The organism is Actinoplanes derwentensis (assembly GCF_900104725.1).
Lineage (GTDB): Bacteria > Actinomycetota > Actinomycetes > Mycobacteriales > Micromonosporaceae > Actinoplanes > Actinoplanes derwentensis.
The window spans coordinates 6,747,574-6,771,981 of record NZ_LT629758.1 but is presented as its reverse complement, the minus strand read 5'-3'; the positions used below and the strand labels follow the sequence as shown (position 1 = coordinate 6,771,981).

23 protein-coding genes are annotated in these 24,408 nt (G+C 69.7%); 10 read left to right on the top strand and 13 right to left on the bottom strand.

Annotation, left to right across the window (positions count from 1 at the left end):
- Positions 1-41: 41 nt before the first annotated feature.
- On the top strand, positions 42-416 hold the full coding sequence (locus BLU81_RS29660; protein ID WP_157751843.1) for a hypothetical protein: 375 nt from the start codon (positions 42-44) through the stop codon (positions 414-416).
- 55 nt (positions 417-471) lie between these two features.
- Here the strand turns inward: BLU81_RS29660 and galT are convergent, their stop codons facing one another.
- From galT to BLU81_RS29640, 4 genes are all read right to left on the bottom strand, one after another.
- The gene (galT, locus tag BLU81_RS29655; protein ID WP_092548514.1) at positions 472-1,557 is read right to left on the bottom strand and encodes a galactose-1-phosphate uridylyltransferase; all 1,086 of its coding nucleotides are present in this window, start codon (positions 1,555-1,557) and stop codon (positions 472-474) included.
- A complete protein-coding gene (locus BLU81_RS29650; protein WP_092548511.1) occupies positions 1,554-2,330 on the bottom strand; it encodes a DeoR/GlpR family DNA-binding transcription regulator in 777 nt (258 codons plus the stop codon). The genes galT and BLU81_RS29650 overlap by 4 nt, the downstream gene beginning before the upstream one ends.
- A 70-nt stretch (positions 2,331-2,400) precedes the next feature.
- Positions 2,401-3,315 (bottom strand): glycosyltransferase family 2 protein, encoded by a 915-nt coding sequence (locus BLU81_RS29645; protein ID WP_092548508.1) that lies wholly within the window; start codon positions 3,313-3,315, stop codon positions 2,401-2,403.
- 9 nt (positions 3,316-3,324) lie between these two features.
- On the bottom strand, positions 3,325-4,257 hold the full coding sequence (locus tag BLU81_RS29640) for a sulfotransferase (protein ID WP_092548505.1): 933 nt from the start codon (positions 4,255-4,257) through the stop codon (positions 3,325-3,327).
- A 62-nt stretch (positions 4,258-4,319) separates the two neighbouring features.
- Here BLU81_RS29640 and BLU81_RS51645 point away from each other — a divergent pair, with 62 nt between their 5' ends.
- Positions 4,320-5,432 carry a WecB/TagA/CpsF family glycosyltransferase gene (locus tag BLU81_RS51645; protein WP_269460922.1) on the top strand — a complete coding sequence of 371 codons (1,113 nt, stop codon included), beginning with the start codon at positions 4,320-4,322 and terminating at the stop codon, positions 5,430-5,432.
- A gap of 131 nt (positions 5,433-5,563) precedes the next feature.
- On the opposite strand, the gene BLU81_RS29625 is transcribed toward BLU81_RS51645, so the two are convergent.
- A complete protein-coding gene (locus BLU81_RS29625; protein WP_092548502.1) occupies positions 5,564-6,157 on the bottom strand; it encodes a DUF4262 domain-containing protein in 594 nt (197 codons plus the stop codon).
- A 124-nt stretch (positions 6,158-6,281) separates the two neighbouring features.
- Between BLU81_RS29625 and BLU81_RS29620 the strand changes: the two genes are divergently transcribed.
- Entirely contained in the window at positions 6,282-6,656 is a 375-nt protein-coding gene (locus tag BLU81_RS29620) for a VOC family protein (protein ID WP_092548499.1), read from the top strand.
- Here the strand turns inward: BLU81_RS29620 and BLU81_RS29615 are convergent.
- The 8 genes from BLU81_RS29615 to cysC form a co-directional block, all read right to left on the bottom strand.
- The gene (locus tag BLU81_RS29615) at positions 6,646-7,641 is read right to left on the bottom strand and encodes a glycosyl hydrolase (RefSeq protein ID WP_092548496.1); all 996 of its coding nucleotides are present in this window, start codon (positions 7,639-7,641) and stop codon (positions 6,646-6,648) included. The genes BLU81_RS29620 and BLU81_RS29615 overlap by 11 nt on opposite strands.
- Positions 7,634-8,368 carry a class I SAM-dependent methyltransferase gene (locus BLU81_RS29610; RefSeq protein ID WP_092548493.1) on the bottom strand — a complete coding sequence of 245 codons (735 nt, stop codon included), beginning with the start codon at positions 8,366-8,368 and terminating at the stop codon, positions 7,634-7,636. The genes BLU81_RS29615 and BLU81_RS29610 overlap by 8 nt, the downstream gene beginning before the upstream one ends.
- Positions 8,365-9,858 (bottom strand): lipopolysaccharide biosynthesis protein, encoded by a 1,494-nt coding sequence (locus tag BLU81_RS29605; RefSeq protein ID WP_231953577.1) that lies wholly within the window; start codon positions 9,856-9,858, stop codon positions 8,365-8,367. The genes BLU81_RS29610 and BLU81_RS29605 overlap by 4 nt, the downstream gene beginning before the upstream one ends.
- Positions 9,855-10,739, bottom strand: coding sequence for a sulfotransferase family protein (locus BLU81_RS29600; RefSeq protein ID WP_092548490.1), 885 nt, complete (start codon positions 10,737-10,739; stop codon positions 9,855-9,857). Before BLU81_RS29600 ends, BLU81_RS29605 begins: the two co-directional genes overlap by 4 nt.
- Positions 10,739-11,968, bottom strand: coding sequence for a hypothetical protein (locus BLU81_RS29595; protein ID WP_092548487.1), 1,230 nt, complete (start codon positions 11,966-11,968; stop codon positions 10,739-10,741). The genes BLU81_RS29600 and BLU81_RS29595 overlap by 1 nt, the downstream gene beginning before the upstream one ends.
- Positions 11,965-13,332: a hypothetical protein gene (locus BLU81_RS29590; RefSeq protein WP_092548484.1), complete on the bottom strand. Its 1,368-nt coding sequence runs from the start codon at positions 13,330-13,332 to the stop codon at positions 11,965-11,967. The genes BLU81_RS29595 and BLU81_RS29590 overlap by 4 nt, the downstream gene beginning before the upstream one ends.
- Entirely contained in the window at positions 13,329-14,987 is a 1,659-nt protein-coding gene (locus BLU81_RS29585) for a Wzz/FepE/Etk N-terminal domain-containing protein (protein ID WP_092548482.1), read from the bottom strand. Before BLU81_RS29585 ends, BLU81_RS29590 begins: the two co-directional genes overlap by 4 nt.
- A 90-nt stretch (positions 14,988-15,077) precedes the next feature.
- The gene (gene cysC / locus BLU81_RS29580) at positions 15,078-16,598 is read right to left on the bottom strand and encodes an adenylyl-sulfate kinase (RefSeq protein ID WP_092548479.1); all 1,521 of its coding nucleotides are present in this window, start codon (positions 16,596-16,598) and stop codon (positions 15,078-15,080) included.
- A 181-nt stretch (positions 16,599-16,779) separates the two neighbouring features.
- On the opposite strand from cysC, the gene BLU81_RS29575 reads away from it, so the two are divergent.
- The 7 genes from BLU81_RS29575 to BLU81_RS29545 all read left to right on the top strand — a co-directional run bounded on the left by BLU81_RS29575 (position 16,780) and on the right by BLU81_RS29545 (position 24,366).
- Entirely contained in the window at positions 16,780-18,072 is a 1,293-nt protein-coding gene (locus BLU81_RS29575) for a glycoside hydrolase family 26 protein (protein ID WP_231953576.1), read from the top strand.
- A gap of 115 nt (positions 18,073-18,187) precedes the next feature.
- Complete coding sequence (locus BLU81_RS29570; protein WP_092548477.1) at positions 18,188-19,102, top strand: ABC transporter ATP-binding protein; 915 nt, start codon at positions 18,188-18,190, stop codon at positions 19,100-19,102.
- On the top strand, positions 19,095-19,961 hold the full coding sequence (locus BLU81_RS29565) for an ABC transporter permease (RefSeq protein ID WP_092548474.1): 867 nt from the start codon (positions 19,095-19,097) through the stop codon (positions 19,959-19,961). Before BLU81_RS29570 ends, BLU81_RS29565 begins: the two co-directional genes overlap by 8 nt.
- Positions 19,958-20,908, top strand: a complete 951-nt coding sequence (locus BLU81_RS29560) for an ABC transporter ATP-binding protein (protein ID WP_231953575.1) — start codon at positions 19,958-19,960, stop codon at positions 20,906-20,908. Before BLU81_RS29565 ends, BLU81_RS29560 begins: the two co-directional genes overlap by 4 nt.
- On the top strand, positions 20,908-21,618 hold the full coding sequence (locus tag BLU81_RS29555) for an ABC transporter permease (protein ID WP_092548470.1): 711 nt from the start codon (positions 20,908-20,910) through the stop codon (positions 21,616-21,618). Before BLU81_RS29560 ends, BLU81_RS29555 begins: the two co-directional genes overlap by 1 nt.
- A 179-nt stretch (positions 21,619-21,797) precedes the next feature.
- Positions 21,798-22,520 carry an SMI1/KNR4 family protein gene (locus BLU81_RS29550; protein ID WP_231953574.1) on the top strand — a complete coding sequence of 241 codons (723 nt, stop codon included), beginning with the start codon at positions 21,798-21,800 and terminating at the stop codon, positions 22,518-22,520.
- 118 nt (positions 22,521-22,638) lie between these two features.
- Entirely contained in the window at positions 22,639-24,366 is a 1,728-nt protein-coding gene (locus tag BLU81_RS29545; protein WP_157751842.1) for an ATP-binding protein, read from the top strand.
- Positions 24,367-24,408 lie beyond the last annotated feature (42 nt).

Below are 24,408 nucleotides of genomic sequence, written 5' to 3'. Positions count from 1 at the left end.
GATCCCCTGCAGGTGATCAATCTATTTCCACGGGGGAAATCATGACCGTATCCTTGCTCACCCGGATCAGCCTGGCCGCCGCCACCGGCCTGCTGGCCGCCTCATCGCTGGTCACCCCGGCCGCCGCGGCCACCGGCACCGGCGTCCTGGAGGGCGTGTTCACCACCGCCGCCGGACTGCCCGTCGAGAACGTGGGCGTCAGTGTCTGGCTCGGCGACGGCACCGACGTCTGGACCCACCTCTGGACCGACTCCACCGGCCACTTCGAGACCGATCTGCCGGCCGGCGGCTACCTCCTCGGCTTCTGGTCCGACGACGTGAGCCAATGGTCGCCTGGTCAGGTGGACAAGGATAACGCCGAGCTCTACACGGTGGTCGAGGGCGAGACGATCACCGTTAACGAGATCCAGCTGTAGCGGATGACGAGCCGGGCCGGCGGGGTTCGTACCCGCCGGCCCGGCTCGTTTCCGCTCAGATGTCGCGCAGGCGCTGGGCCGCGGCCTCCGGGACGATGTCGTTGACGAACGAACCCATCGCCGACTCCGAACCGGCCAGGAACTTCAGCTTGTCGGCGGCGCGCCGGATGCTGAACAGCTGCATGTGCAGGTAGCCCAGGTCGCGGCCCTCACCGGTGACCGCCTGGTGCCAGGCCGAGATGTACGGCATCGGCTTGCCGAACAGGCCGTCGAAGCGGCGCAGCACGTCGAGGTAGAGCGGGCCGAACGCGTCCCGTTCGGCGTCGGTGAGAGCGGGCAGGTCGGGAACCTGCCGGTGCGGGGCCAGGTGCACCTCGAACGGCCAGCGGGCGGCGGCCGGCACGTACGCCGTCCAGTGCTCGTTGGACGCGACCACCCGGACTTTGGCCTCCTGCTCGGCGGCGAGGACGTCGGCGTACAGATTGCGCCCGGTCTTGTCCTGGTGTTTCGCCGCGGCCCGCAGGTAGGCCGCCGTTTTCGGGGTGACCGTCGGGTAGGCGTAGATCTGGCCGTGCGGGTGGTGCAGCGTCACGCCGATCTCGACGCCACGGTTCTCGAACGGGAAGACCTGTGCGATCTCCGGGTGCTGGGAGAGTTCGGCGGTGCGGTCGGCGAGCGCGTCGATCACGGTCCGCACCCGGGAGGGCGGGAGCGAGCCGAAGGCGCTGTCGTGATTGCTGGTGAAGCAGACCACCTCGCACCGGCCGTGCCCCGGGCGCACCGGGACCATGTCGGTGACCTGGGAGATCTCGTCCGCAACGATCCGGTCGGAGAACGACGGGAACTGGTTTTCGAATACCACCACGTCGTAACTGGGCGCCGGGATCTCGCTGGCGAACCGCTCGGACGTCGGGCACAGCGGGCAGGCGTCCGACGGCGGCAGGAACGTGCGGGTGTTGCGGTGCGCCGCGACCGCGATCCACTCGTCGGTCAGCGGGTCGTAGCGCAACTGGGAAGCCGGCGGCGGGGTCGGGAGCTGCCGGGTGTCCGGGAACTCGGACCGGCCGCTGCCGGGGGTCTCGTCGAAATAGATCAGCTCACGGCCGTCGGAGAGGCGGACGGTCGACCGGGTCGGGCTCACTGCGGGTTCACCACCACGAGTTCAGGAACGGTTTCTGACAGAAGTTCGCGCGCGCCCGGGTCCAGGCCGTCATCGGTGATCAGCACATGGGCGCGGGACAGCGGGACGATCGAGGAGATGCCGACGGTGCCCCATTTGGTGTGGTCGGCGAGCACCACCAGGCGTTCGGCCGCCTCCACCAGGGCCCGGTTGACGTCGGCTTCCATCAGGTTGGGCGTGGTGTAACCGGCGCGCTCACTCATGCCGTGCACACCGAGGAAGAGCACGTCCAGATGGAGAGCGCCGATCGCCGCGACGGCGACCGGACCGACAAGGGCATCAGAGGGCGTACGGGTACCGCCGGTCAGGACCACGGTCTGGTCGGCCCGCCCGGCTCGGTAGAACACATCGGCGACCGGGATCGAGTTGGTCACCACGGTCAGCGCGGGCACGTCCACCAGGCGCTGGGCCAGCTCGGCGGTGGTGGTGCCGGCCGACAGCGCGATCGCGTCACCGGGGGAGACCAGGGCCGCCGCACGCATCGCGATCGCGGTCTTCTCGCCGCGCTCGCGCACCGACTTGGCGGTGAAACCGGGCTCGTGTGCCGAACCGGGACTGACGGTGGTCGCCCCGCCGTGTACTTTCGCGAGCAGCCCGCGCTCGGCCAAGGCCTCCAGGTCACGGCGGATCGTCATGTCGGAGACGCTGAACTCGGAGGCCAGCTCGGTGACCCGGACGCCACCGGTGGCGCGGACCCGGTCCAGAATGGCGGTCTGCCGCTGTTGCGCCAGCATCAGGTGACCCGAACTATTTCGAACACACTCGAACAGTACCTCTTGATCGGCTGAGTTCGAAAGGGTGAGTTCAGATACCGCGGCCCCGCTTGTGCAGGGCAGACAGCACGTTCTCCACCTTCACCGCACCGGACATCGCGGCCAGGGCGATGGCGGCTCTCGGCTCCCGCCAGTTCGCCCGAACCGCCTGCCGGGTGTAGTGCCACGCCGCTCCTCGGTTGCCGGACGCCACCGACCAGCACGCGAGCTGACCGTAGACCCGGGCCGCACCCGGCCGGCAGCCGCTGATCTCCGGGTGCCGGCGCATCATCCAGCGCAGCGACTGGATCTTGGTGGTGTACTCGTACGCGTAATGGGAGGTCCGCCCCCACAAGACCCGGACCAGTGGCTCGTCCACATGCACGATCGGCGCGCGGCGGGCCGCCCTGAGGAGAAGATCCCAGTCCTCGTTCTGGCTGCCCGGCGCGTCCTCGGCGACCAGGCCGATCGCGTCCGCGCCGAGAGCCTCCCGGCGGATCAGGAACGACGACGAATGCAGCATCGACATCCGGGACCGGGCCAGATCGCCGACCGTCACCCGGCTGCGGCCGGCCAGCCGGGCCGTGGTCCGGCCCTCGTACTCCACCTCGATCGCACACGTCGCGAACTCGGCCTCCGGCTCGGCCAGCAGCGCCGCCACCTGACGGCGCAACTTGTCCGGCAGCCACTGGTCGTCGTCGTCGCAGAACGCCACCAGTTCGGTGTCCAGCGTCAGCAGCCCGGTGTTCCGGGCGCCGGCCAGGCCGGTGGCCCGCCAGTTCGTCAGCACCAGCACCGGCACGTCCTCGGTCGACGCCAGCAGATAGTCCGGCTCGGTCTGGTCGTAGACCACGACCACCCGCAACTCGCCTGGATAGCGCTGCGCGCGGACCGCGTCGATCGCCCGGCGCACCAGCTCGGGACGGTTCCGGGTGGGGATCACCACGCCGACGGAGGGCCAGTTCATCACGCCACCTCAGGCTTTCGGGACGACGGACATCGGATAGCCGTACGCCCGCAGCAGTGGCCCGCAGACCGCACCGACCAGCCGCCGCTGCGACCGAGGGAAGGCTCGCACCCAGGCGTCGTCGTGCCGCAGCGTCAGCCGCCCGACGGTGAACCGCATCGGGTTGCCGGCCGCGCTGTGCCCCACTCGCAGATCGGCGTGCCCGGCCCGTAGGAAGTCCAGATCAGGATCGGTCAGCGGAAGCCCGGCGAACTCGGCCAGCCGCAGCAGCCCGGCCCGCGGATCGGCGAGGAACTCCTCGTACCGGATCCGCTGCACCGGCACGCCCCGGCGAGCGAGCAGGCTGAACGCGGCGTTGTGCGCGTTCCAGAGCAGTGCTGAGCGGCCCGGGGAGTACCGGGTCATCTCGTCCGTGCCGTCGGTCTCCGGACGGGAGACGGTCTTGGTCCAGGAGTACGCCACCCCGCGCGCGTCCCGGACCACGTGCACCACCCGAAGATCAACATCTTCGGACCAGCGGAGTACGTGGGCCAGCGCCGAATGCTTCGACGAGTCGATCACCACCCGGGCGCCGGCCACCTCGGCGGCCGCGGCGTAGACCCGGGAGTAGTAGGAGGCGTATTCGCGCACCTCGTCCGGGGCGGTACCGGCCGAGGCCAGGCGCGGGATGTGCCGGGTCCGTTCGACCGCGTCCCGCAGCTGGTGCACCCGGTTCACGTCGACGTTCGCCCAGCCGTTGAAGGCCAGGTCACCGACGCGCTGCCAGAACACGCAGCCGGAGAACCGCTCGCCGCAACCACACCGCTCGTCGTCACGGATGTCGCGCTGCCACAGGTGGACGACCTCGCCGAGGGCGCACACCCCGGGCAGTTCACCGAGCAGGCGCTCGACCAGAGTGGTTCCGCTTCGTCCGAATCCACCTAGAAAAAGCACTTTTGCCACTTTGGCCCGCCTTCACTCGTTTCGCTCAGGTAACGAGTGAATCAGGCTAAAGGAGGCGCTAGGTGGCTATCGAGGCTTTCGACCGTGTGCACCTCGACGGTACGGGCATCGACCGCATCACCGAGGACGAGGTCGTGGCCGTCGTCCGGGAGTCGCTGGCCCGCGGCCGAGGCGGCCGGATCATCACCCCCAACGTCGACATCCTGCGCCGAGTCTCGGTCGACCCGGACGTCCGCCGTCACCTCGACGACGCCGACCTGATCGTCGCCGACGGCATGCCACTGGTCTGGGCCAGCCGCCTAGGCGGTTCCCCCCTCCCGGAACGCGTAGCCGGAAGCAGCCTCATCTGGTCCCTGGCCGCGGGCTTGGGCCGAGACACCCGAAGCATCTTCGTCATCGGCGGCACCCCGTGCCCCACCCCGGCTCCCGCCGCCGTCTCATCCCCGGCCGCCCGGACAACCCGGGAGGCCTCAGCAACCCGGACAACCCGGGAAGCCGCCGCCAACCCGGCAGCCAGGATTCGCACCACGGCGGTGAGAAGCCGCGCCGCCACCGCCCGCGCCCATGCCACGATCGCCAAGGCCCGTGCCGCAGCCGCGAAGAACGACTCCATGCCGGAGGATCTCCAGACATCCCCGGTCGCCGATAAGCACCGTGTCGTCTGCGGCACCCCGGCGGCGGAGGGCAAGGCGGCCCCGGCAGCGGATGGCAGGGCGGCCCCGGCGGTGGAGGGCGGAGCCATTCGGGTGCCGGACGACGGCGCGGCGCGTGCGGCGGCCCGGCTCGCCCGGGCTAGCCCGGGGCTGCGCATCGCCGGAGCTCTGAGCCCCGCCTATGGTTTCGAGGAGGACGAAGCCGGTTACGCCGAGGTCTGTGACCGGGTCATCGCCGCCCGCCCGGACCTGGTCTTCGTCGGCCTGGGTTTCCCCAAACAGGAAGTCGTGATCGAACGCCTGCGCCCGGAACTCCCGAACACCTGGTTCGTCGGCTGCGGCGCCGCGGTCAACTTCGTCGCCGGCGACGTGGCGAGGGCGCCACGTTGGATGCAGCGCACCGGCCTGGAATGGGCCCACCGGCTCGGCGCCGAGCCCCGCCGTCTGGCCGGCCGCTACCTGCGACACGACGCCCCATACGCCCTCCGCCTCCTGGTCTCGGCCCCACGCAGCCGCTCCTGAGCGAGGACTCTCGGTCTCGACCCGGCACGATGTCATTCGCCGCCCAGGGAGTGCTGGAACGAGGTCGAACCCCGGGCAAGGGAGTGCTGGAACGAGGTCGAACCCTGGACGGGGGAGTGCCGGAAAAGAGGTCAATCGCCGCCCGGGGGAGAGGCAGGGCGAGTGCCGGGCTGGCCGGTGCGGGCCGAGCGGTGGCGCTGTGAGCGCCGGACCGGGCCGCCCGGAATGCCGCGGAACGCCGTGCATCGCAGCCCCGCGCGGGGCTGGATCGAGCCGATCGTGGGCTGTGGATAGCCGGTCGTGTCGTAACCGGACTGCCACGGGAACCGGTCGGCGGGGTCGGGCCAGGCGATCTGCAGGAGGCTGACGCGATCGTCGCCGTACCGCATCAGGGCCGCGCCGGGGAACAGTGTCTCGCCGGCCGCCCCGGCCACGATCCGCACCTCCCGCCCGTCGATCAGGCCGCGGATCCGCTGTCCGTGGCCGAGTAGCAGGCCCTCGTCGCGGACTCGGGCGGCAACCTCGTTGAGCAGCACGTGCCCGGTCTCCGGTGGCAGGCCGGCGATGGTCAGCTCGGGAAAGCCGTAGCCGGTGAGGCCGACGGTGTAGGCGAACGGCACAGTGTCGGCCGGGTCGTCGTCGGTCGGCAGCACGTGGACCACGGCCCAGCCGAACTTGCCGATGATCTCGCTCTGTTCGTCGAAGAAGTCGTCGAGGTGGGACATCGGTGGCACCCCCGGTTGGTCGGGCCTCTCTGGTCGAGCCATCACTATGGAACAGGCGTACGACATTTTTGCGGGCTCGGCAGGCGGCCTAGAAAACCGTACGTACGTACTGTAAAAAGAAGTCATGTCATTTCGCATTGAAGACCTGCACCACGTCCAGCTACTGATCCCGCCGGGCGGTGAGCGCGCGGCCCGCGACTTCTACAGTGGCGTGCTCGGCATGACCGAAGTGATCAAGCCGCCGGTGCTGGCCGCGCGGGGTGGCTGCTGGTTCCGGGCCGGCGGCTGGGAGGTGCACCTGTCGCCGGTGCCCGACTTCACTCCGGCCCGCAAGTCGCATCCCGGTGTGCTGGTCAGCGACCTCGACGCGCTCGCGGCGACGCTGGAAGCCGCCGGCCACCCGGCCGAGTGGGATCCCCACTTCCCGGGCCACCGGCGGCTCTACTCAGCGGACGCCCACGGCAACCGCCTGGAATTCCTGGAAGTCGTCAGGGATTGAAGTACGGGTCCTTGGCCAGCCGTAACAGCGCCCGGAACGCCCGTTTGTCCCCGGTGAGCTGGAACTGCTGATTGGGCCCGTTCCCCTCCGGATCGGACTCGAAGTAGGCCACCGCCTTGATCTGCTTGTTGGCCTTGAAGGTGCGGATCGCGTCCTTCATCCAGTCGGCCCGCGCGTCCGACCCCCATGCCTTGGCCACCCCGAACTCGCCGATCACGATCGGTTTCGGACGTTGGGCGGCCCACTGGAGGAACGGCCCCATCAGCTGCCCGATCGGCTGGAACTCGAACCCGGCGTACACGTCCACACAGGTCCAGTCGACCTGGTCGTCCCCGGGGTAGAAGGCGGGTGCGTCGCCCCGGATGAAGCCCTCCGCGGTGGGGCACCACACCCAGGAGACGTTCGTGGTCCCCTCGTCGCGGAAGATCTTGCGGACGTACCGCCACGCGGCGATGTAGTCCTCCCCGGACCACATCGTGGCCCGCAGATTGGGCCGGTCCATCTCCCAGCGCATCCGCAGCATCACCGGCTTCTTGATCTCCCGGATCGCGACGGCCTGCTTGCGGATCAGTTCGTCGTGCTCACCGGCCAGGATGGACCGGTTGTCGCCGGTCGCCCAACTGATCATCAGCGACGAGTCGTCGTCGAGGAACGCCTGGTCGGACGATGTACCCATCATCTGCTCGAAGCGCCGGTAGGTGTTGATGAAGTCGAGCCGCCGCCCCATCTGCTGTTCCAGAGTGCCGACCGCAGCCACCCGCCCGACGTGGGTGAGCTGGTCGGGTTTGATCCAGGCCCCGAAGTAGGCGCCGCGTTTCGGCGGGGCGAACGGCCCGGCCTGGAACGGCCCGGGGTTGATCGCGACGGCCCGCGGCGGCGCGGTCAGGTCCGGTGAGGGTTGCGGCGCGGGCTGGTCCGGCGGGTCCGAGAAACAACCTCCGAGCAGCAGCAGTACGAGTACCGAGGCGAGTAGTCCCTTACGCATGGACCCGCCGAGCCGTGTAGAGGACGTTCACCGCGTACGCGTCACTGCCGGGCAGCCGCCGGGTGGCCGCGTCGGCGAGCCGGGCCACCCGGTTGCCGTGCATCGACGGGGTGAGCATGGAGAACCCGCGCCGCTCGACGATCTCGAAGCCGTGCCGGTCCATCAGTTCCTCGACGTCGGCGTGGGCGAGTTCGGCGAACCAGCGTTCCCCGTCGTGCCGGCGGGCCCGCAGGTGGCGTACCGATCCGGCGTTGCCGTGGTTCTCGACGACGAGCAGCCCGGATCCGCGGTGCGGAAGCACTTTGGCGGCGAACGCCATGGCCCGGTCACGGATGCTCTCGTCGACGTTGAGCAGCAGCCGGAAGATGGTGACGATCGCCGGGAACCCGGCCGCCACCGGTTGCGGCACCGGACCGTTCCCGGCGACGGTGTGCCAGTACGCCCGGGACCCCACGGCGGCGGCCTTCGCCATCATCTCGGCCGACGTGTCGTACCCGTGTGCCTCCCGGACCAGGCCGTGCAGCGCCCGGACCGCCCGGCCGGTGCCGCAGGCGAAGTCGTGGTGCACCGGCGGGTTCGCGGTGTATTCGCGGCGCACCAGGGCCCGCAGATAGTCCCGTTGCCGGTCGTTGATCCGCGACGCGTAGCTGTCCGGGGCGTACGTCACGGTCTCGTATTTCTCGACCGCCTCGGTGTCACGGAACACCTCGGTGTAATCGCTGGTCAACTCTTCCTCCTAAAAGCGCCGAGCATCAACCGGCCACGTAACAGCCACGCCCCCGTGGCGTAGGCCGGGACGGCGACCACCAGGGCCGCCGGGAAAACGACGACGGTTCCGAAACAGCCGGCCGCCAGCAGAGCCGCGCAGAGGGTGCCCGGCCCGAACGGGTGCAGGCCGGTGCCGTGGTGGACCTGGGCCAGCGGCAGCAGGTTGTTCACCACCATCGCCCCGGCCAGGCCGATCGCCGCGCCGAGCGCCCCCCACCGGGGGATCAGCAGCACGTCCAGCCCGACCGTGACGGCGAGCGCGATCAGCACGTTGCCGAGGTTCGCCGAGGTGCGCCCGGCCATCGCGAGCACCATGTCGACCATGCCGCAGCCGGTCGCCACCAGCATCGCGCCGGCCAGCACCAGCACCACCGGAACCCCGGCCGCGTACTCGGCGCCGAACAGCCGCAGGTACCACGGCGCGAACGCGATCACCAGCAGACAGATCGGCCAGGTGACGAGTACCAGCCAGCCGGTCGCGACCTGGTAGAGCCGGCGGGCCGCGTCGTGGTCGCCGGTGCTCAGCGCCTCGGCGAGTCGCGGCTGCACCGACTGGGACAGTCCCTGGTTGGCGAACTGGATCAGCACCACGAACCGCCCGGCCACCGCGTAGACGGCGGCCGGGATCAGCCCGCCGAGTGCCGCCACCAGCAGCACGTCCACCCGTTGCAGGGCGAGCTGGGCGACCGCCGCGACGGCCCGCGGGGCGGTGAAGACCCAGAAATCCCGGCGCAGGCGGCGTCGTTCGGCCCGGGTGGTCCGTTCGCCACGAGCAGACCCGGCGGCGTACGCACGTCGAGCCGCGAATCCGGCCAGGATCGCCACCGGCAGGTAGGGCGCGGCCCACGCCAGCGCGAACACCGGCAGCGAGGTGGCCGCCCACAGTGCTGACACCCCGGCCGCGCTGACCGCGAGCAGTTGCAGCCCGCTGCGCAGCACCCGGTCCAGGAGCACGGTCGGGCGCATGCTCCGGTACCCGCGGGTCACCGTGAGCAGCACGTCGGTGAGCGCCTGCAACGGGACGAACACGGCGAGCACCCGCAGCCCGGCGGTGTGCTGCGCCACCACGTGCGGGGCCTCGCCCGCGGTCAGCCGGGCCAGCCAGGGCGCGGCCAGCCACATCACCGCGGCCAGCGCCAGCGAGCAGACGGCCACCGGTGGGATGCCGGCCCGCAGGCAGGCGCCCAGCAGCCGGTCCTGTCCGGTGGCCCGCAGCCGGGCCGGCCAGTAGACCAGACCGGTGTTGGTGCCGAGTTTGGCCAGGCCCCCGGCCAGCACGAACGCGGCCGTCGCGGCGAAGAAGGCACCCGCCTCCTGCGGTCCGAGGACCCGCGCCACGATCCAGGTGACGACGACCCCGGTGCCGCCGGCCAGCGCCGAACCGGCCATGTTCGCCAATCCGCCCCGGGCCACCCCGGTGGTCGCCTCGACCGTGGTGGCGGCCGTCACCCGCGGCGCCACACGGGGGTGTGTCCCAGCCAGGTGCCGAGGGCCTCGTCGTGCGACCGGTAGTACTCGCTCAGGTCGCGCCGCAGCCCCGGATCCATGTCGGACTCCCGGGGGCGGGCGTTGTGCTTCTCGAACACCGGCCGGTCCAGCCCGGCCGGCAGCCCGAGGAACGCGCAGACCTCGTCGTACACCGGCTCCGGATCGCTGAAGAACCGCTCACTCTCCACCACGTGGATGCGTTCCCGGCCGACGTGCTGGGCCATCACGCTCAGGTAGCGGGCGTACTCGCCGCGGGCCCGGTAGGCGTGATGCTGGTGGGCGAAGCTGTAGTGCCGGGGGTCCAGGGCGAGCCGGACCTCCTGCCGGTGCACCCGAGCCGGTTCCAGGGCGAGCGCGGCCCCGAAGTCACGTTCCGGCTCGTAGGCGCGGGCCACCTCGTGATGATGCTGCGAGTAGGCGCGTTCCACCGGGTCACGAACCAGGACCACGATCTTGGCGGACGGCAGATCCTGGGCGATCCGGGCCGCCGCCTGCGGGTGATACATGTAGTAGGGGCTGGACTCGAAGGTCTGCGCCAGCATCCCGTACTTGTCGGCGATCCGCTCCGCGCTACGGACCCTCGGGAAGTGCCCGCGATACCACTCGGGCCCCCGCTGATACGACGTGTCGAAATAGTGCACACCTTTGTGCAGCACCGCCTTGAGCACCACCGGATGCGCGGCCAGCGCACGGTACAGCGACGTGGTGCCGCACCGCTGCCCACCGCAGATCAGGAAGGACGGCAGCATCCGGCTCTCCGACGTGAGCCGCCCGTAACCACGGGAGCCCATGTGCACGACCCGTTTCACCGGGGCCGGCAGATCGCGTACTCGTAGGCCCATCAGAGCTCCTCCACGCGCCGGATCAGCACCGGCAGCAGCCAGGTCCCGAGGACACCGAGACGGGCTCCGGCCTCGGCCTGGCGGTCGGTCAGGTAACGGACGGCGAGGTCGACCAGGTAGAGCAGGGCGGTGATCTCGCGGGCCACCGGCGCCACCCCGAACGGGGCCAGCAACTCGTCGGCCCGCTGCACGGTCGCCTCGACCGCGGCCCGGGCGTCGCCGGTGGACTGGATACGTTTCTGCAGCTCGTGGTGGATGGCGTCGAAACCGAGCGGCACTCCGGTGGCGAACCGTTCCCAATCCCAGACGAGTAGCGCGTCGTTCAGGTTCGCCATGTTCCACGGGGCCCAGTCGCCGTGCCACGCCCCGTACCGCAGGGCCGTCCCGCCGCTGTGCGCGCCCAGCACGTCGACCGCGGCGGCCAGCCCGGAACCCTCTGGCCGGTCGGCGACCGCCGCCAGCCGGGACCGGAGTTCCTGCCAGTACCCGCTGCCGGTCAGCGGCCCGACGGTGTAACCGCAGCAGCCGGCCACGTCGAGCATCGCCGCGGTGAGCCGCCGTGGGGTGAGGGTGGCCCGCGGCAGCCAGACCGGCAGCGCCGACTGGACCAGCACCCGCATGCCGCGCCACTCTCCGGCGTGCAGCACCCGCGGCACGGTCAGTTTGGTGAGCTGACTGGCGGCCAGCGCGGTGAGCGCCGCCGTCTCCGCCTTGACCAGCCACCGGGTCAGCGGACCGGTGCCCAGCTTGCCGAAGGCGAACGTGTCACCACCCGGCGTGAGCAGCTGCAGCACCGGTTTGCGGTTGGCGCGGGCCGGGCCGATGTGGATGCTCACCGCCAGGTCACGGCGCAGCGCGTCGCTCAGGTAGCCGTCGATGCCCGCGGAGGCCGGCCCGGTCACCCGGATCCGGTCCCGGAAGAGCAGACCGGCGGTCCGGGTGTGCACCGCCGCCACCACGGCGTCCCGTTTGAGGCGCGCCATCCGGCCCTGCGGTTCGGCGTACCGGCGGACCGCGGCCGCGGCGACCGCGGGGGAGACCGACGGGACCAGCAGGCGGGGCCGGCGGGCGTTCGGGACGACCAGGTACTCCGCGAGCAGCGGGCCGTCGGTGCCGTCGGTGTGGCACGGCTCGGGGTAGAGGAGCCCGAGAACCTCGGTCAGGTACTGGGTCCGTAACGCGGCGTCCCCTGCGGTCAGTTCCGCGGGTGCCGTCCGTACCGGGCTCATGTTTTGAGTTCCCCCTCGATCTGATTGCGCCAGAGCAGCGCATATGCCAGAACCATGAAGGCCAAGGGGGTGACCAGCGCGTTGTACCAGAGCATCGCGGAGAACGACGAGACGAGCGCGGCGCTGCCGGCGATCCCGATCGGGCTGCGGTCGCGGCGGAACCGCCACAGCCCGTAGGCGAAGAATCCGAGATAGCCCGCGGTGCCGGCCGCGCCGTGCGCGTAGAGCAGCTGCCAGAGCTGGCCGTTGCCGCCGACGGTGAAGTTGCCGCAGCGCTCGCAGCCGGCACTCTCCCCGACGGTGATCGAGTTGCGTCCGCCGAGGGTGTTGCGGGTGCCGCCGTAGCCGATCACCGGTGACCCGGCGAACCCGTCCAGCGCCTTCTCGATCAGGAACGACCGGACCCCGTTGGACTTGCCGTTGTCCATCCGGGCCGACACCGTGGTACCGAGCGGGGTGAGCGTGAGCGCCACCGTCAGCGCGCCGCCGAGCAGCGGCAGCAGGATCAGGATCCAGACCCGGCCGGCCAGTACGTAACGGATCGCCACGTAACCCAGCAGCAGGCCGACCCCGATCCACAGGCCCCGGTTCAGGGACGCGACCGCGGGCACCACCGAGACCGCCAGGCATCCGATCGCCAGCAGTTTCCGGCCGGCGCCGCGGCTCCACCAGGCGGCCACGATCAGCCACGGCAGCAGCAGGCCGAAGTTGTTGCCCCAGGTGTTGGTGTAGCCCCAGGGCGCGGCCGGTCGCGGTTTCTCCCCGCCGACGATGTCCATGATCTGAGCGGCGTACGGGTGAACCAGCGACCGGACGAATCCCTTGTTCCGGATCTGTCCCGGCAGCAGCCATTCGACCGGCGAGGTGAACTCGAAGTTCCCGGCCACCATGCCGAGCAGGCCGCCCAGCACTGTCAGCACGAACATGCCGGCCAGCAGGCGGACCAGCCGACGGCGGGACAGTTCCGCCTCGGTCAGGTTGCCCGCGTAGATCAGCAGCACGGTCAGCGCGGCGTACATCGCCAGCTTGTAACCGACCGCGAGCAGGCGCTCACTGGCGCGTTCGGCGACCGTCCCCGGCGGGTCCGTGCCCAGCGCGGCGATACTCAGCACCACCGCGGCCAGGAAGATCACCCACCAGATGAAGCCCGGCGGCAGCAGTATTTGCCGGCCCGCTGACCGTCGCCGGACCAGCAGGAACAGCATCGGCACGGCCATCAGCGGGAAGATCAGCACGCCCAGGCCGGCGGCCCACCACAGCGGATAGAGCAGCAGGATCCCGGCCACCGGCCAAGCCGGCAACGAGCGGTTCCGGGTGGTACGGGGTGTGGTCCCGGCGAGCGGTCGCGCCGCGACCGGGGTCACTGTTCGTCGCCGTCCGCACCGGCGACGGACCGGTCGGCGGCCTCGTCGTCCCGTTCCCGCTGCCGCCCGGCGAACGAGAGCTGCTGGGTCGGTGAATCGGAGTCCGCCGGCAGGGTCACCGCCGGGGTCGTCGTCATGTCACCCGGCTGCGGGGTGGGCAGCCGGGGCAGCACGACCGCGCCGAGCAGCGGGGTACCGACCCGCTGCAACTGTTCGGCGGCGTCGACCAGGGCCGGGCGCAGCGAGCGACGCAGTTCGACCGCGAGGATGGCCGCGTCGGCGAGGCTGGCCAGGCTCTGCGCGTCCGCGCTGGAGGTGGTCGACGGCGCCTCGATGATCACGTAGCCGCCCTGCCGGTGCAGATGTTGCAGGGTGTCCTTGAGACGCTGCGACTGCATCAGGCCGGCCGCGGTGGCCGCCCCACCGGTGGTGATCACCCGCAGCGACGGGATGCGCGGCGCGCGCTGCAGGGTGCGGCCCAGGCTGACCCGGCCGGCCAGCAGGTCGGAGAGCCCCGGCGTGGGGGCGACCCCGAACATCCGGGCCAGCGGCGCGGCGTCCACCACACTGTCCGGCAGGTGCGCCCCGATCAGGATCACGTCACTGCCGGTCCGGGCCAGAGCCGCCGCCAGGTTCGCCGCCACCAGCGTGCTGGCCGAGCCGCGGCTGGTGCCGGTCACCACGATGATCCGGTCGTCCTCCTGCAGACTGGCCAGCACCTCGTTGCGCAGCCGGTTGAAGATGCGCCCGCCCGGCCCGTAGGGCTGGAGAACGTCGTCGTAGTGCGGGGTGCTGCGCTCGTCGAGAGCCGCCAGCACCGGCACCCGGCCCCGGTCCCGGACGTCACCGACCGAGATCAGGCGCCGGTCGAAACGCTCCCGCAGGTACGCCAGCCCGAGACCGAGCAGCAGCCCCAGCATGCCGCCGGTGCCGATGTTCAGCCACGGGTTCGGGCTGGTCGGCTCCTCCGGCAGGCGGGAGTCGCTGATGATGCTGCCGCCGCCGATCATGGTGGTGGTCAGCTCGTTGAGTTTGCCGGTCCACGAGTTGAGCTGGTTCTGCGAGTTGTTGCGCAGGCTCTGCAGGTTGCTCTCGGTGGAACTGCCCTTCTTCGCGCCGGCCAGTTTCGCGTTGAACCCGGTGAGCGCCGTGGTCAGCTGCTTGACCTTGAGGTTCAGCGAACGGATCCGCTTGTCCAGCACCGCTCGCGCGGTGTCCTCCCGGTTGCGCAGGTACGCCTCGGCGAACGCGTGCGACCCGGCCTGCGCCTTCGCCGGCGTCTCCGCCTTGAAGGTGATCACCAGAACCGTGGTGTTCGCCGGCACCTGCACCGACACCGACTTGGCCAGCTCGATCGGCGACAGATCGCTGCGCAGCAGGGTGGTGGCCTTCACCAGGACCGCGCCGGAGGCGACCAGCTGAGCCTCGGTGTCCAGGTTCACCGCGCTCTTGGTCCGGCCGCCCTCGGCGTTGGAGTCCTGGTCCATCGGCTGCACCAGCACCGAGGCCGACGATTCGTAGACCTTCGGCATGGTCTGCGTCAGGACCACGCCGCCGCCCAGGCCGGCACCCGTGGCCACCAGGGCGATCCACCAGTGGCGGCGGAACGCACCGAGGTAGTGCGAGAGATCGGACGAGGGGCGGGACGATTCCATCAGTCTTCGGCGACCCTTCCGGGAATGGAGTGAGGGTATGGGCGTTTCGCCCCAGAGGGTCCAACGCCCCACTCCCGCCGTAGTGATGGTCTACGTCAGCTTGGGCTCCACCCAGCCGCTTTCCATCAGGTAGTTGAGGACCACGTCGACCGCCTCCGGAACGGTCATCGTGGTGGTGTCGATGGTCAATTCCGGGTTCGCCGGAACCTCGTACGGGTCGTCGATGCCGGTCATGCCGCGCAACTGGCCGGCTCGTGCCCGGGCGTACAGCCCCTTGCGGTCCCGGCTCTCGCACACCTCCAGCGGCGTGGCGACGTGCACCAGGATGAACCCGCCGCCGGCCTCCACCGACATCCGCCGGGCCGCCGCACGGGCCGCCTCGTACGGCGCGATCGGGCAGGCCACCGCCATCCCCCGGTGCCGGGCCACCTCGGCCGCCACCCAGCCGATCCGGCGCACGTTGCGGTCCCGGTCGGCCTTGCTGAAGCCGAGTCCCGCGGTCAGCTCCCGGCGCACCACGTCCCCGTCGAGCAGGGTGACCGTGCGGTCGCCGTTCTCCCGCAGCGCGTCGGCCAGGTTCCGGGCGATCGTCGACTTGCCGGACCCGGACAGGCCGGTGAAGAAGACCACCAGCCCGCGGTGCCGGCGTGGCGGCCGGACCCGGGACAGCTCCTTGGCCACCGCCGGTGGGGTGTGCCACTCGGGCAGCGGGAAACCCCGGTCCAGCAGGTCGTCGATCTCACCCGGGGTCATCGCCAGGCGGCGGTTGCGCGGCGGGATGTCGTCGCGCCAGCGCCACTGGCCGTCCCGGTTGTCGTAGGCCAGCTCGCGGGGCAGCAGCACCCGCAGGCCGGCCCCGGAGAGCGAGTCCCCGGTGGACAGCACGTGGGTCACCCCGTACGCCTGGGCCACCCGCGCGCGCAGCAGTGCGTCCCGCATCTCGTCACCGCGGTTGAGCACCGGCACCGCGACCACCGTCGCCGGGGGCATCCGGTCCCGGGCCGCGAAGATCGACCGGACCAGCGCCTCCGGAGGCAGCCCGTCCGGTCCCGGTCCGCTGACCGGGATCAAGATCAAGAGATGAGCCGCGAGGGTACGGGCGGCGCCGGCGATCTGCGCCAACTGTGGCCGGTGCAGAGGCCGATCGGCGATCACCCCGAGCACCCGGCCCGGTGGGAGCAGGGCCCTGACCTCCTCCGGAGTCCGGCGCAGGCGCTGGAACGGGCCGTGCCCGCCGTCGCCCATCGGGCGCACCGGGCCGCCGATGGCGAACCGGTTCTCCCCGGTCTGCCACACGTCGGTGGCCTCGACCGCGGCGACCGGCGCGCCCTCCGGATCGGTCAGCACCAGGGTGCGACGCGCCGAGTCAGCCGGGTCCAGTGCGGACGCGATCTCCCCCGGAACCTCGCAGGTCACCGGCACCGGCCAGGGTGTGCCGTCGGCGAGCCGGCCGGTCCGGGTGAGCGCGACCAGGTCGGCGCGACCGACGAATCCGGTCAGCGGAGCGTAGGCGCCGGAGAGCAGCAGCTCTAGGTCTGCCAGCTCGTAGGGACGCGGGGTGAAGGAGGGAGCGTCCCGGAGCACGTCCTCGGGCAGTACCGAACCATTCACTTCGAATCCCCCTGCACGTATTTGGGGGACAGTTTCCCAGGCCGGATCGAGGCGGTCGAGTCGGGCTCACGGTCCATTTCCGATCTTTCCCCGTTCAGGATGAAACTTGCATACCGTCAATTCTGGTAGAAAATAGCCGGATACTGGACAAGTCGATATGATCCTTTGATACTCGGCCTTTGTGAATCAGACCCGTTCCCGACTACTGCACGTCGCTGCACTGACCACGGCGTTCGCCATGTCCGTCACCGCCACGCTGGCCTGGGCGCGGACCGAAAGCGCGGACGTCCTCGACATCCCGGTCGAGTCGCCCGTCCCCGTCGTCGCTTCACCGACCGTCTCCCTCTCGCCCACACCCGTCCCCACCCCGTCGCCCACCGCCTCCGCCGTCTCGCCCAGCCCGTTCGTGCTGCCCACCACCACGGTCACCCGCTCCCGGGCCACCTACCGGCCGCTGCCCGCGGCGACCGGCGAGGGCACCGACCGGCTGCTGCGCGGGCCCACGGAGTCCGCCACCCGTGATCCGGACGACTGCCAGGTCGGTTCGAGACTCGTGCCGACCTGCGGCATCCTGTGGGGCGTCGCACCCGGCGCGCGCACCGAACGGCGCGGCCAGCGCGCGCTCGCCGAGTTCGAGCGTAAGACCGGCCGGCCCCAGGCGATCTTCCACGGCTACCACCGTGGCATCCGGCAGATGTTCCCCACCGAGCAGGAGATCGCCATCGCGCGGGAACCCGGCCGCAAACGCATCCTGCTGCTCAACTGGAAACCCGAGACCGCCACCTGGGCGAAGATCGCGCGCGGCGACCGGCGTACCGACGAATTCCTGGACCGGCTCGCCGTACACCTGAAGGAGAACTTCCGGGAACGGTTCTTCTTCGCCGTGCACCACGAGGCCGAGGACCAGGTCCGTGAGCGGCCCGGCTCCGGTTACACGGCGCGCGACTACGCGGCCATGTTCCGGCACGTGGTGAAACGGCTGCGGGCCAAGGGCGCGACGAACGTGGTGACCGTTCTGGTTCACATGGCTTACGTGCCGCACACCACCCGGAGCTGGTTCCAGCACATGTACCCCGGTGACGACGTGGTCGACTGGATCGGATTCGACACCTACTCGTACAGCGACCCCGGGTACGGCCACGGCGACTTCGCCGAGCTGCTCAACCGGCGGTCGGCGAGCAAGCCCGGCTGGCCCGGGTTCTACAACTGGGTGAGCCGGCGGCATCCGTCCAAACCGCTGATGATCGCGGAATGGGGAGTCTGGTTCTCCAAGCGCAACCCCGATCACATGGCCGAGTTCTATCGTGAGGTGGGTGAGCAGATCGCCGACTACCCGGGGATCAAGGCGATGGTGCACTTCGAGACGCCGGCCAATCACAAGCGGCAGGACTCCCGGGTGGACAGCACGCCGGACGCCCTGCGCGAGTACCGCCGGCTGGGACGGCTGCCGGTCTTCCAGGTCTCGCTCGGCTGATCTTGTTCCTTCCGTCGCGGCCTCTCGCTTTCCTGAGAGGCTGCTGAGAGACCCTGAGGACACCTCAGGGGATTTCCGGATCCATCGAGTCGCATCGCCTCCATAGGCTGTGCCCGTGACCATCATCGCTACGGACGGGTTGACCAAGACGTATGGCGGCGGGGTGACCGCCCTCGCGGACCTGACCGTCGCCGTCGACGCCGGTGTCATCGGCCTCGTCGGTGCCAACGGCGCAGGTAAGAGCACCTTCATCAAAATCATGCTCGGGCTGGTGCCGCCCAGCGGCGGCACCGTCCGGGTCTTCGACCTCGACCCGGTGGTCGACACGGACAAAGTGCGGGCCCGGGTCGGCTACATGCCGGAGAACGACTGCCTCCCGCCCGACGTCTCGGCTGCCGAGTTCGTCACCCACCTGGGCCGGATGAGCGGCCTGCCGAAGACCGCGGCCCGCGAGCGCGCCTCCGAGGCGCTGCGGCACGTCGGCCTCTACGAGGAGCGTTACCGGCAGATCGGCGGCTACTCCACCGGCATGAAACAGCGGGTCAAACTGGCCCAGGCGCTGGTGCACGACCCCGACTTGCTGCTGCTCGACGAACCCACCAACGGCCTCGACCCGGCTGGCCGCGACGCCATGCTCGCCCTGATCCAGCGGATCGGCACCGAGTTCGGCATCTCCGTGGTGGTCTGTTCGCACCTGCTCGGCGAGGTCGAGCGGATCTGTGACTCGCTGATCGCCATCGAGGGTGGCCGTCTGCTGCGCGCCGACCGGATCTCCTCGATGACAGAGGCGTCCGACGTGCTCGCGGTCGAGGTCGCCGAAGGCACCGACGAGCTGTTCACCGCCCTCACCGCCATGGGCCTGCCGGTCACCCGGGACGGCCGGTTGCTGCTCGTCGCCATGGAGTCCGAGACGGCGTACGACCGGATCCTCACCGCCGTCACCGACCTCGACCTCAACCTGCACCGCCTGGACCAGCGTCGGCACCGCGTCGCCGAGCTCTTCACCGCGAAGGAGACGGCCGATGTCTGAGGCCGGCGTCATTCATGACATCGGGTACCAGCGGTACTCCGGGCCTCGCCTGGGCCGCTTCGCCCTCCAGTTCTCGCTCTATGTGCACGGCCTGCGTTCGGCGTTCGGGCTGGGCCGCTCCGCCAAGGCCAAGATCTTCCCGTGGCTGGTCTTCGGCATCATGCTGCTGACCGCGGTGATCGCGGCCGCCGTCCGGTCGCAGATCGGCCAGGCGATCTTCACCTACGCCGGGTTCGCCGACCAGATGAGCTTCCTGATCATCTTCTTCGTGGCGATCGTCGCGCCCCAGCTGGTCTCCCGTGACCTGCGGGCCGGGACCCTGCCGCTGTACTTCAGCCGGCCGCTGCGCGCCGCCGACTACGTGATCGCCAAGTTCGCCGCCATGGCCACCGCGATCTGGCTGCTGCTCGGCGTCCCGCAGTTCATCATGTTCCTCGGCGCCGCGTTCACCACCAAGGACGGTGCCAAGGGCGTGTTCTCCGAGCTCGGCGACCTGATCCCCGGCTGGGGCTACAGCCTGCTCTGGGCGGTCATGTTCGCCGGGATCGGCCTGCTCGTCGCCTCCTTCACCGGCAAGCAGGCGTTCGCGGCCGGCGGCATCGTCGCGATCTTCCTGATGTCCGCCCCGATCGTCGCCGTGCTCTCCACGCTGCCGTCGACCACCGTGAACAGCCTGGCCGGCCTGGCCAGCCCGATGACCCTGATCGGTGGGGTCGGGTTCTGGCTCAGCGGCGGCACCAGCGGATTCGACCTCGACCAGGGCCGGTTCGGCCCGATCTACGGCATCGAGGCGGTCTGCCTGATCGCGGTAAGCCTCCTGCTCCTGCTGGCCCGCTACCGGAAGGTGGCCTCGCTGTGACCACCCAGACCCTCCCGGCCGAGACCGCGACCACCACCGGCGTGGTCGAGCTGTCCACCGTCTCCCGGTGGTACGGCAACGTGGTCGCCGTCAACGACATCAGCATGTCGCTGAACCCCGGCGTGACCGGCCTGCTCGGCCCGAACGGCGCCGGCAAGACCACCGTTCTGCACATGATGGCCGGCTTCCTCGCACCCTCCAAGGGCACCGTCACCATCGACGGCAAACCCACCTGGCGCAACCCGGCCGTCTACCGCGACCTCGGGCTGGTCACCGAGCGGGAGTCGGTGCACGGCTACCTGACCGCCGGCCAGTTCGTCACCGCCTGCGCCAAGATGCAGAAACTGCCCGACCCGGCCGCCGCCGCCCGCCGCGCTCTCGAACTGGTCGAGATGACCGGCGCCGCCGACCGCCGGATCGAGACCTTCTCCAAGGGCATGCGCCAGCGCACCCGGGTCGCCGCCGCCCTAGTCCACGAGCCGCGGGTGCTGCTGCTCGACGAGCCGTTCAACGGCATGGACCCGCGCCAGCGCATGCACATGATGGAACTGCTGCACGGCCTCGGCGACAACGGGCACACCATCCTGTTCAGCTCGCACATCCTGGAAGAGGTCGAGCAGGTCGCCGGCCTGGTCCAGGTGATCGTGGCGGGCCGCCTCGCCGCCTCCGGCGATTACCGCAAGATCCGCCGCCTGATGACCACCCGGCCGCACGTCTTCGCCGTGCGCAGCTCCGACGACCGCCGGCTGGCCGTCTCGCTGATCGCCGAGAAATCGGTCGCCGGCATCGAGATCGAGGACGGCGGGCTGGCCGTGCGGGCCTCCGACTACGGCAGCTTCACCCGCGTGCTGCCCCGCATCGCGCTCGACCAGGGCATCCGGCTGCGCCAGGTGGTGCCGTCCGACGAGTCCCTGGAGAGCGTCTTCTCCTACCTGCTGGAGGGCTGATGTCCACCGTCGCTTTCATCACCGCGCGCGGACTCTTCGGCCGCCGCCGGGCCCTGCTGCTCCTGCCCCTGCCACTGCTGCTGGTCGGCCTGGCGGCCATCTGCCGGGCGTACGGCGTGTCACCCGACATGTGGGGCCGCGCCGTGATCGTCGGCCTCGGCCTGGCCGTGGTCCTGCCGGTCGTCGCCCTCATCGTCGGCACCGGCGTCCTCGGTTCCGAGATCGACGACGGCACGATCGTCCACATCCTCACCAAGCCGCTGCCCCGCCGCGACATCATCCTGGCGAAGTACGCGGTGGCCGCCACGGTGACCGCGGTCGTCTCGGCCGTCCCGCTGTTCCTCACCGGCCTCATGGCCGGCTCGGCGAAACTGGGCGGCGCTCTGGCCGTCGCCGCGGTGGTCGGCGCCCTGGCGTACTCCGCCTTGTTCCTGCTGTTCAGCCTGCTCAGCCGCCGCCCGGTCCTGCTCGGCCTGGTCTACATCCTGGTCTGGGAGGGCCTGCTCGGAAACTTCGTCAGCGGCACCAAGATCCTGTCGGTAGGCCAGTACGTCGCAACCATCGCCGACAAACTGTCCCCCACCGCGATCATCGAGTCCTCGGTAGGCCTGACCACGGCCCTGGTGATGTCCGCCGTCTTCGTCATCGTCGGCACGATCGTGGCCATCAACCGCCTCGGCTCCTTCAGCCTGGCCGGCGAAACCAGCTGACCAACCCGTTCCCGGCCCGCCATCCTGCTCTCCCGGGAAGGCGGGCCTCGGGGCATCCGGAACTGTCACCATTGACGTTCACCGCTGGTGCCGCACCTTGGCAGGCCACATCCGAGCGAAGGTGAAAGGCCAACGGCGATCAAGCGATGGCGGCGGAGGTCGTTGCTAATGTGCCGGCCGTGAGTGACGCGCTCTTCGAAGTGACGATTCCGGCACCCGCGCCGCCTGGCGACTCGCTACCCCCGCTGCTCTGGCCGGATGTCCGGCCCCGACTCGCCGCCCTGGCCGCCCGTCCCGGCGCGGCCGCCATTTTTGGCGCGACCGGGCATCGGTGGAAATTGGAACCGCCTCTGGCCATCTTCGAGCTGGCCGAGGTGGAAACACAGTTGGGCCTGTCTCTCCCCGCCGACTACCGCGCTTTCCTGCTCCAGGCCGGACGTGGCGGAGCCGGCCCCGCGTACGGCCTGTTCCCGCTTGGTCGTGAGTCCGGCCGCTGGCACTGGACGGGCGGTGGCGCCTCCGACGGTGACTCCGGGCCTCTGACCAGACCGTTCGCGCACATCCGGGCTTTCAACCCCTTTGACGAACTGCCCGCCCGGCCGGAGGGCGGCGCCGCCGACGACGAGTGGTGGGAGCGATACGAGGACGCCGTCTACGATCCGGCACACTCGCACGGCCTGCTCTACCTCTCCCACCTGGGTTGCGCGCTGCGGGAGGCCTTGGTGACGACGGGCCCTTCGCGGGGCCAGATGTGGGCCGACTACATGGCGGAGGGCGACGGCTTCCACCCGTTGCAGAATCCCGATGGCACCCGCATGACCTTCACCGACTGGTACCGCACCTGGCTGACCGCCGCGGAGCGCACCCTCGACGAGGCATGTCGCACCAGCAGTCCGAAGTGATGCGACATGGGACAACTAGTCTCATGCGGACACTGAGGGTGCATTCTGTGGTGCGTATGTCGCAATCTGTGGTGCAGTCTGGTGCTTCTGTGGTGCGATCTGTGGTGCAATCGAGTGGGTGGACGCGTTGGAGAACCAGGAATTTGCCGACCTTCTCGCATCCTTGCGCTTGCAAGGTGCTGATCACTTCACCTGTGAGGTCAAACGGGCTAAGGGCGGGATGCCTGTCAGCCTGTGGGAATCGATCAGTGCATTCGCCAACAGCGCGGGAGGTCATCTGATCCTGGGCGTCGACGAGAAAAGCGGATTCACCGTTGTCGGAGTCGACGATGCGGCGGCGATGGAGGCGCAGGTCGGTGCGGTCTGTGCCGATATGGAGCCGCCGGTCCGGGCGGATATCCGAACGGTGCGTTTCGCCGACAAGAACGTCGTCGTCGGGTTCGTTCCGCCTCTGCCCCGTGATCAGCGTCCTTGTCACAAGCGGGTGCTGGGGCCCTGGGCGGGTTCACGTATCAGAGTCGCGGACGGCGACCGCAGACTGACCGACTACGAGGTCTCGATACTGCTGGCCAACCGAACAGTTCAGCACCACGACGTGAAACCGGTTTCGGCTGCCACCGTCGACGACCTCGACCCGGAGGTCGTCGCCGGCTTCCTCCGGCGCATCCGGGCGACCAAGGGCCCGGTCTTCGGCAGAGTGGACGATCAGCAGGCGCTGCTCATGCTCAACGTCCTGACAAGGGACGGTGATCGGGTGGTACCGACGCTGGCGGGTTTACTGGTTTTCGGAATATATCCACAGTCCTTCGAACCGCAGTTGAATGTCACCGTCGTCGTCTATCCGACGGGTGAGCCGGGTACTTCAGGAAAATTCGGTGAACGGTTCCTGGACAACCGGTCGGTTGACGGATCCATCCCCGCGATGATCGCGGAATGCATCGACATCCTCAAACGGAACATGAGACGGCGCAGCATCGTCTCCGGCATCTATCGCGTGGACGAGTGGGAGTACCCGGAGGAAGTGATTCGGGAAGCCCTCGTCAACGCTCTGGTGCACCGTGACCACTCCAGCTTCGCACGAGGCATGCAGGTACAGGTGGAGATGTATCCGGATCGGCTGTCGATCCGGAATGCCGGCGGGTTGTTCGGACCGGTCGAGGTCGGCTCGCTGGGAACCCGGTCGGTGACGTCGTCACGCAATCGGACCCTGTTGAAGATCCTTGAGGACACTCCGTTCAGCGACGGGCACATGGTCTGTGAAAATCGGGGCACCGGTATCGCGCAGATGTTGATGGCGCTGGGTTCAGCCGGAATGGAGCCGCCGCGGTTCACGGACGACGTCTCGACGTTCACCGTCGAGTTCCCGAACCATGCGCTGCTGGACGAGAAGACACTGCACTGGATGACTTCGCTGGGCCTGCCGCCACTCGTCAGGTCACAGATGACCGCGCTTGCGCTCATGCGTACGGGCGCAGTACTGACGAACAAGAGCTATCGGACGTCGACCGGGGTTCAGGACAGCCGTGTCGCGACACGGGAACTCCGGGAACTCGTCGATTCCGGTGTCGTCGAACAGGCCGGGAGCCGCGGTTCGACCACCTATCGCATCGCCCCCGGAACACCGACCTTGGAGGAAGGCCAGCCCGGCACGACAGGCAGATTGACTTCCAACGAGCGCCGGATCTGGAGAGCCCTCGACGATGGGCCGCTTCCACGAGCCGACATCGAGGTCGCAACCGGATTGAGCGTGGACATCGTCAAGCGAGGACTGCAGAGTCTCCGCCGGAAAGGCTTTGTCACGCTGATCGGACAGCAGCGTTCGCGTGACGCCCGATGGGCCAAGTGAGAAGGCCTTCCGGGGGTTGCCCGGAAGGCCTTCTGCGGTTAG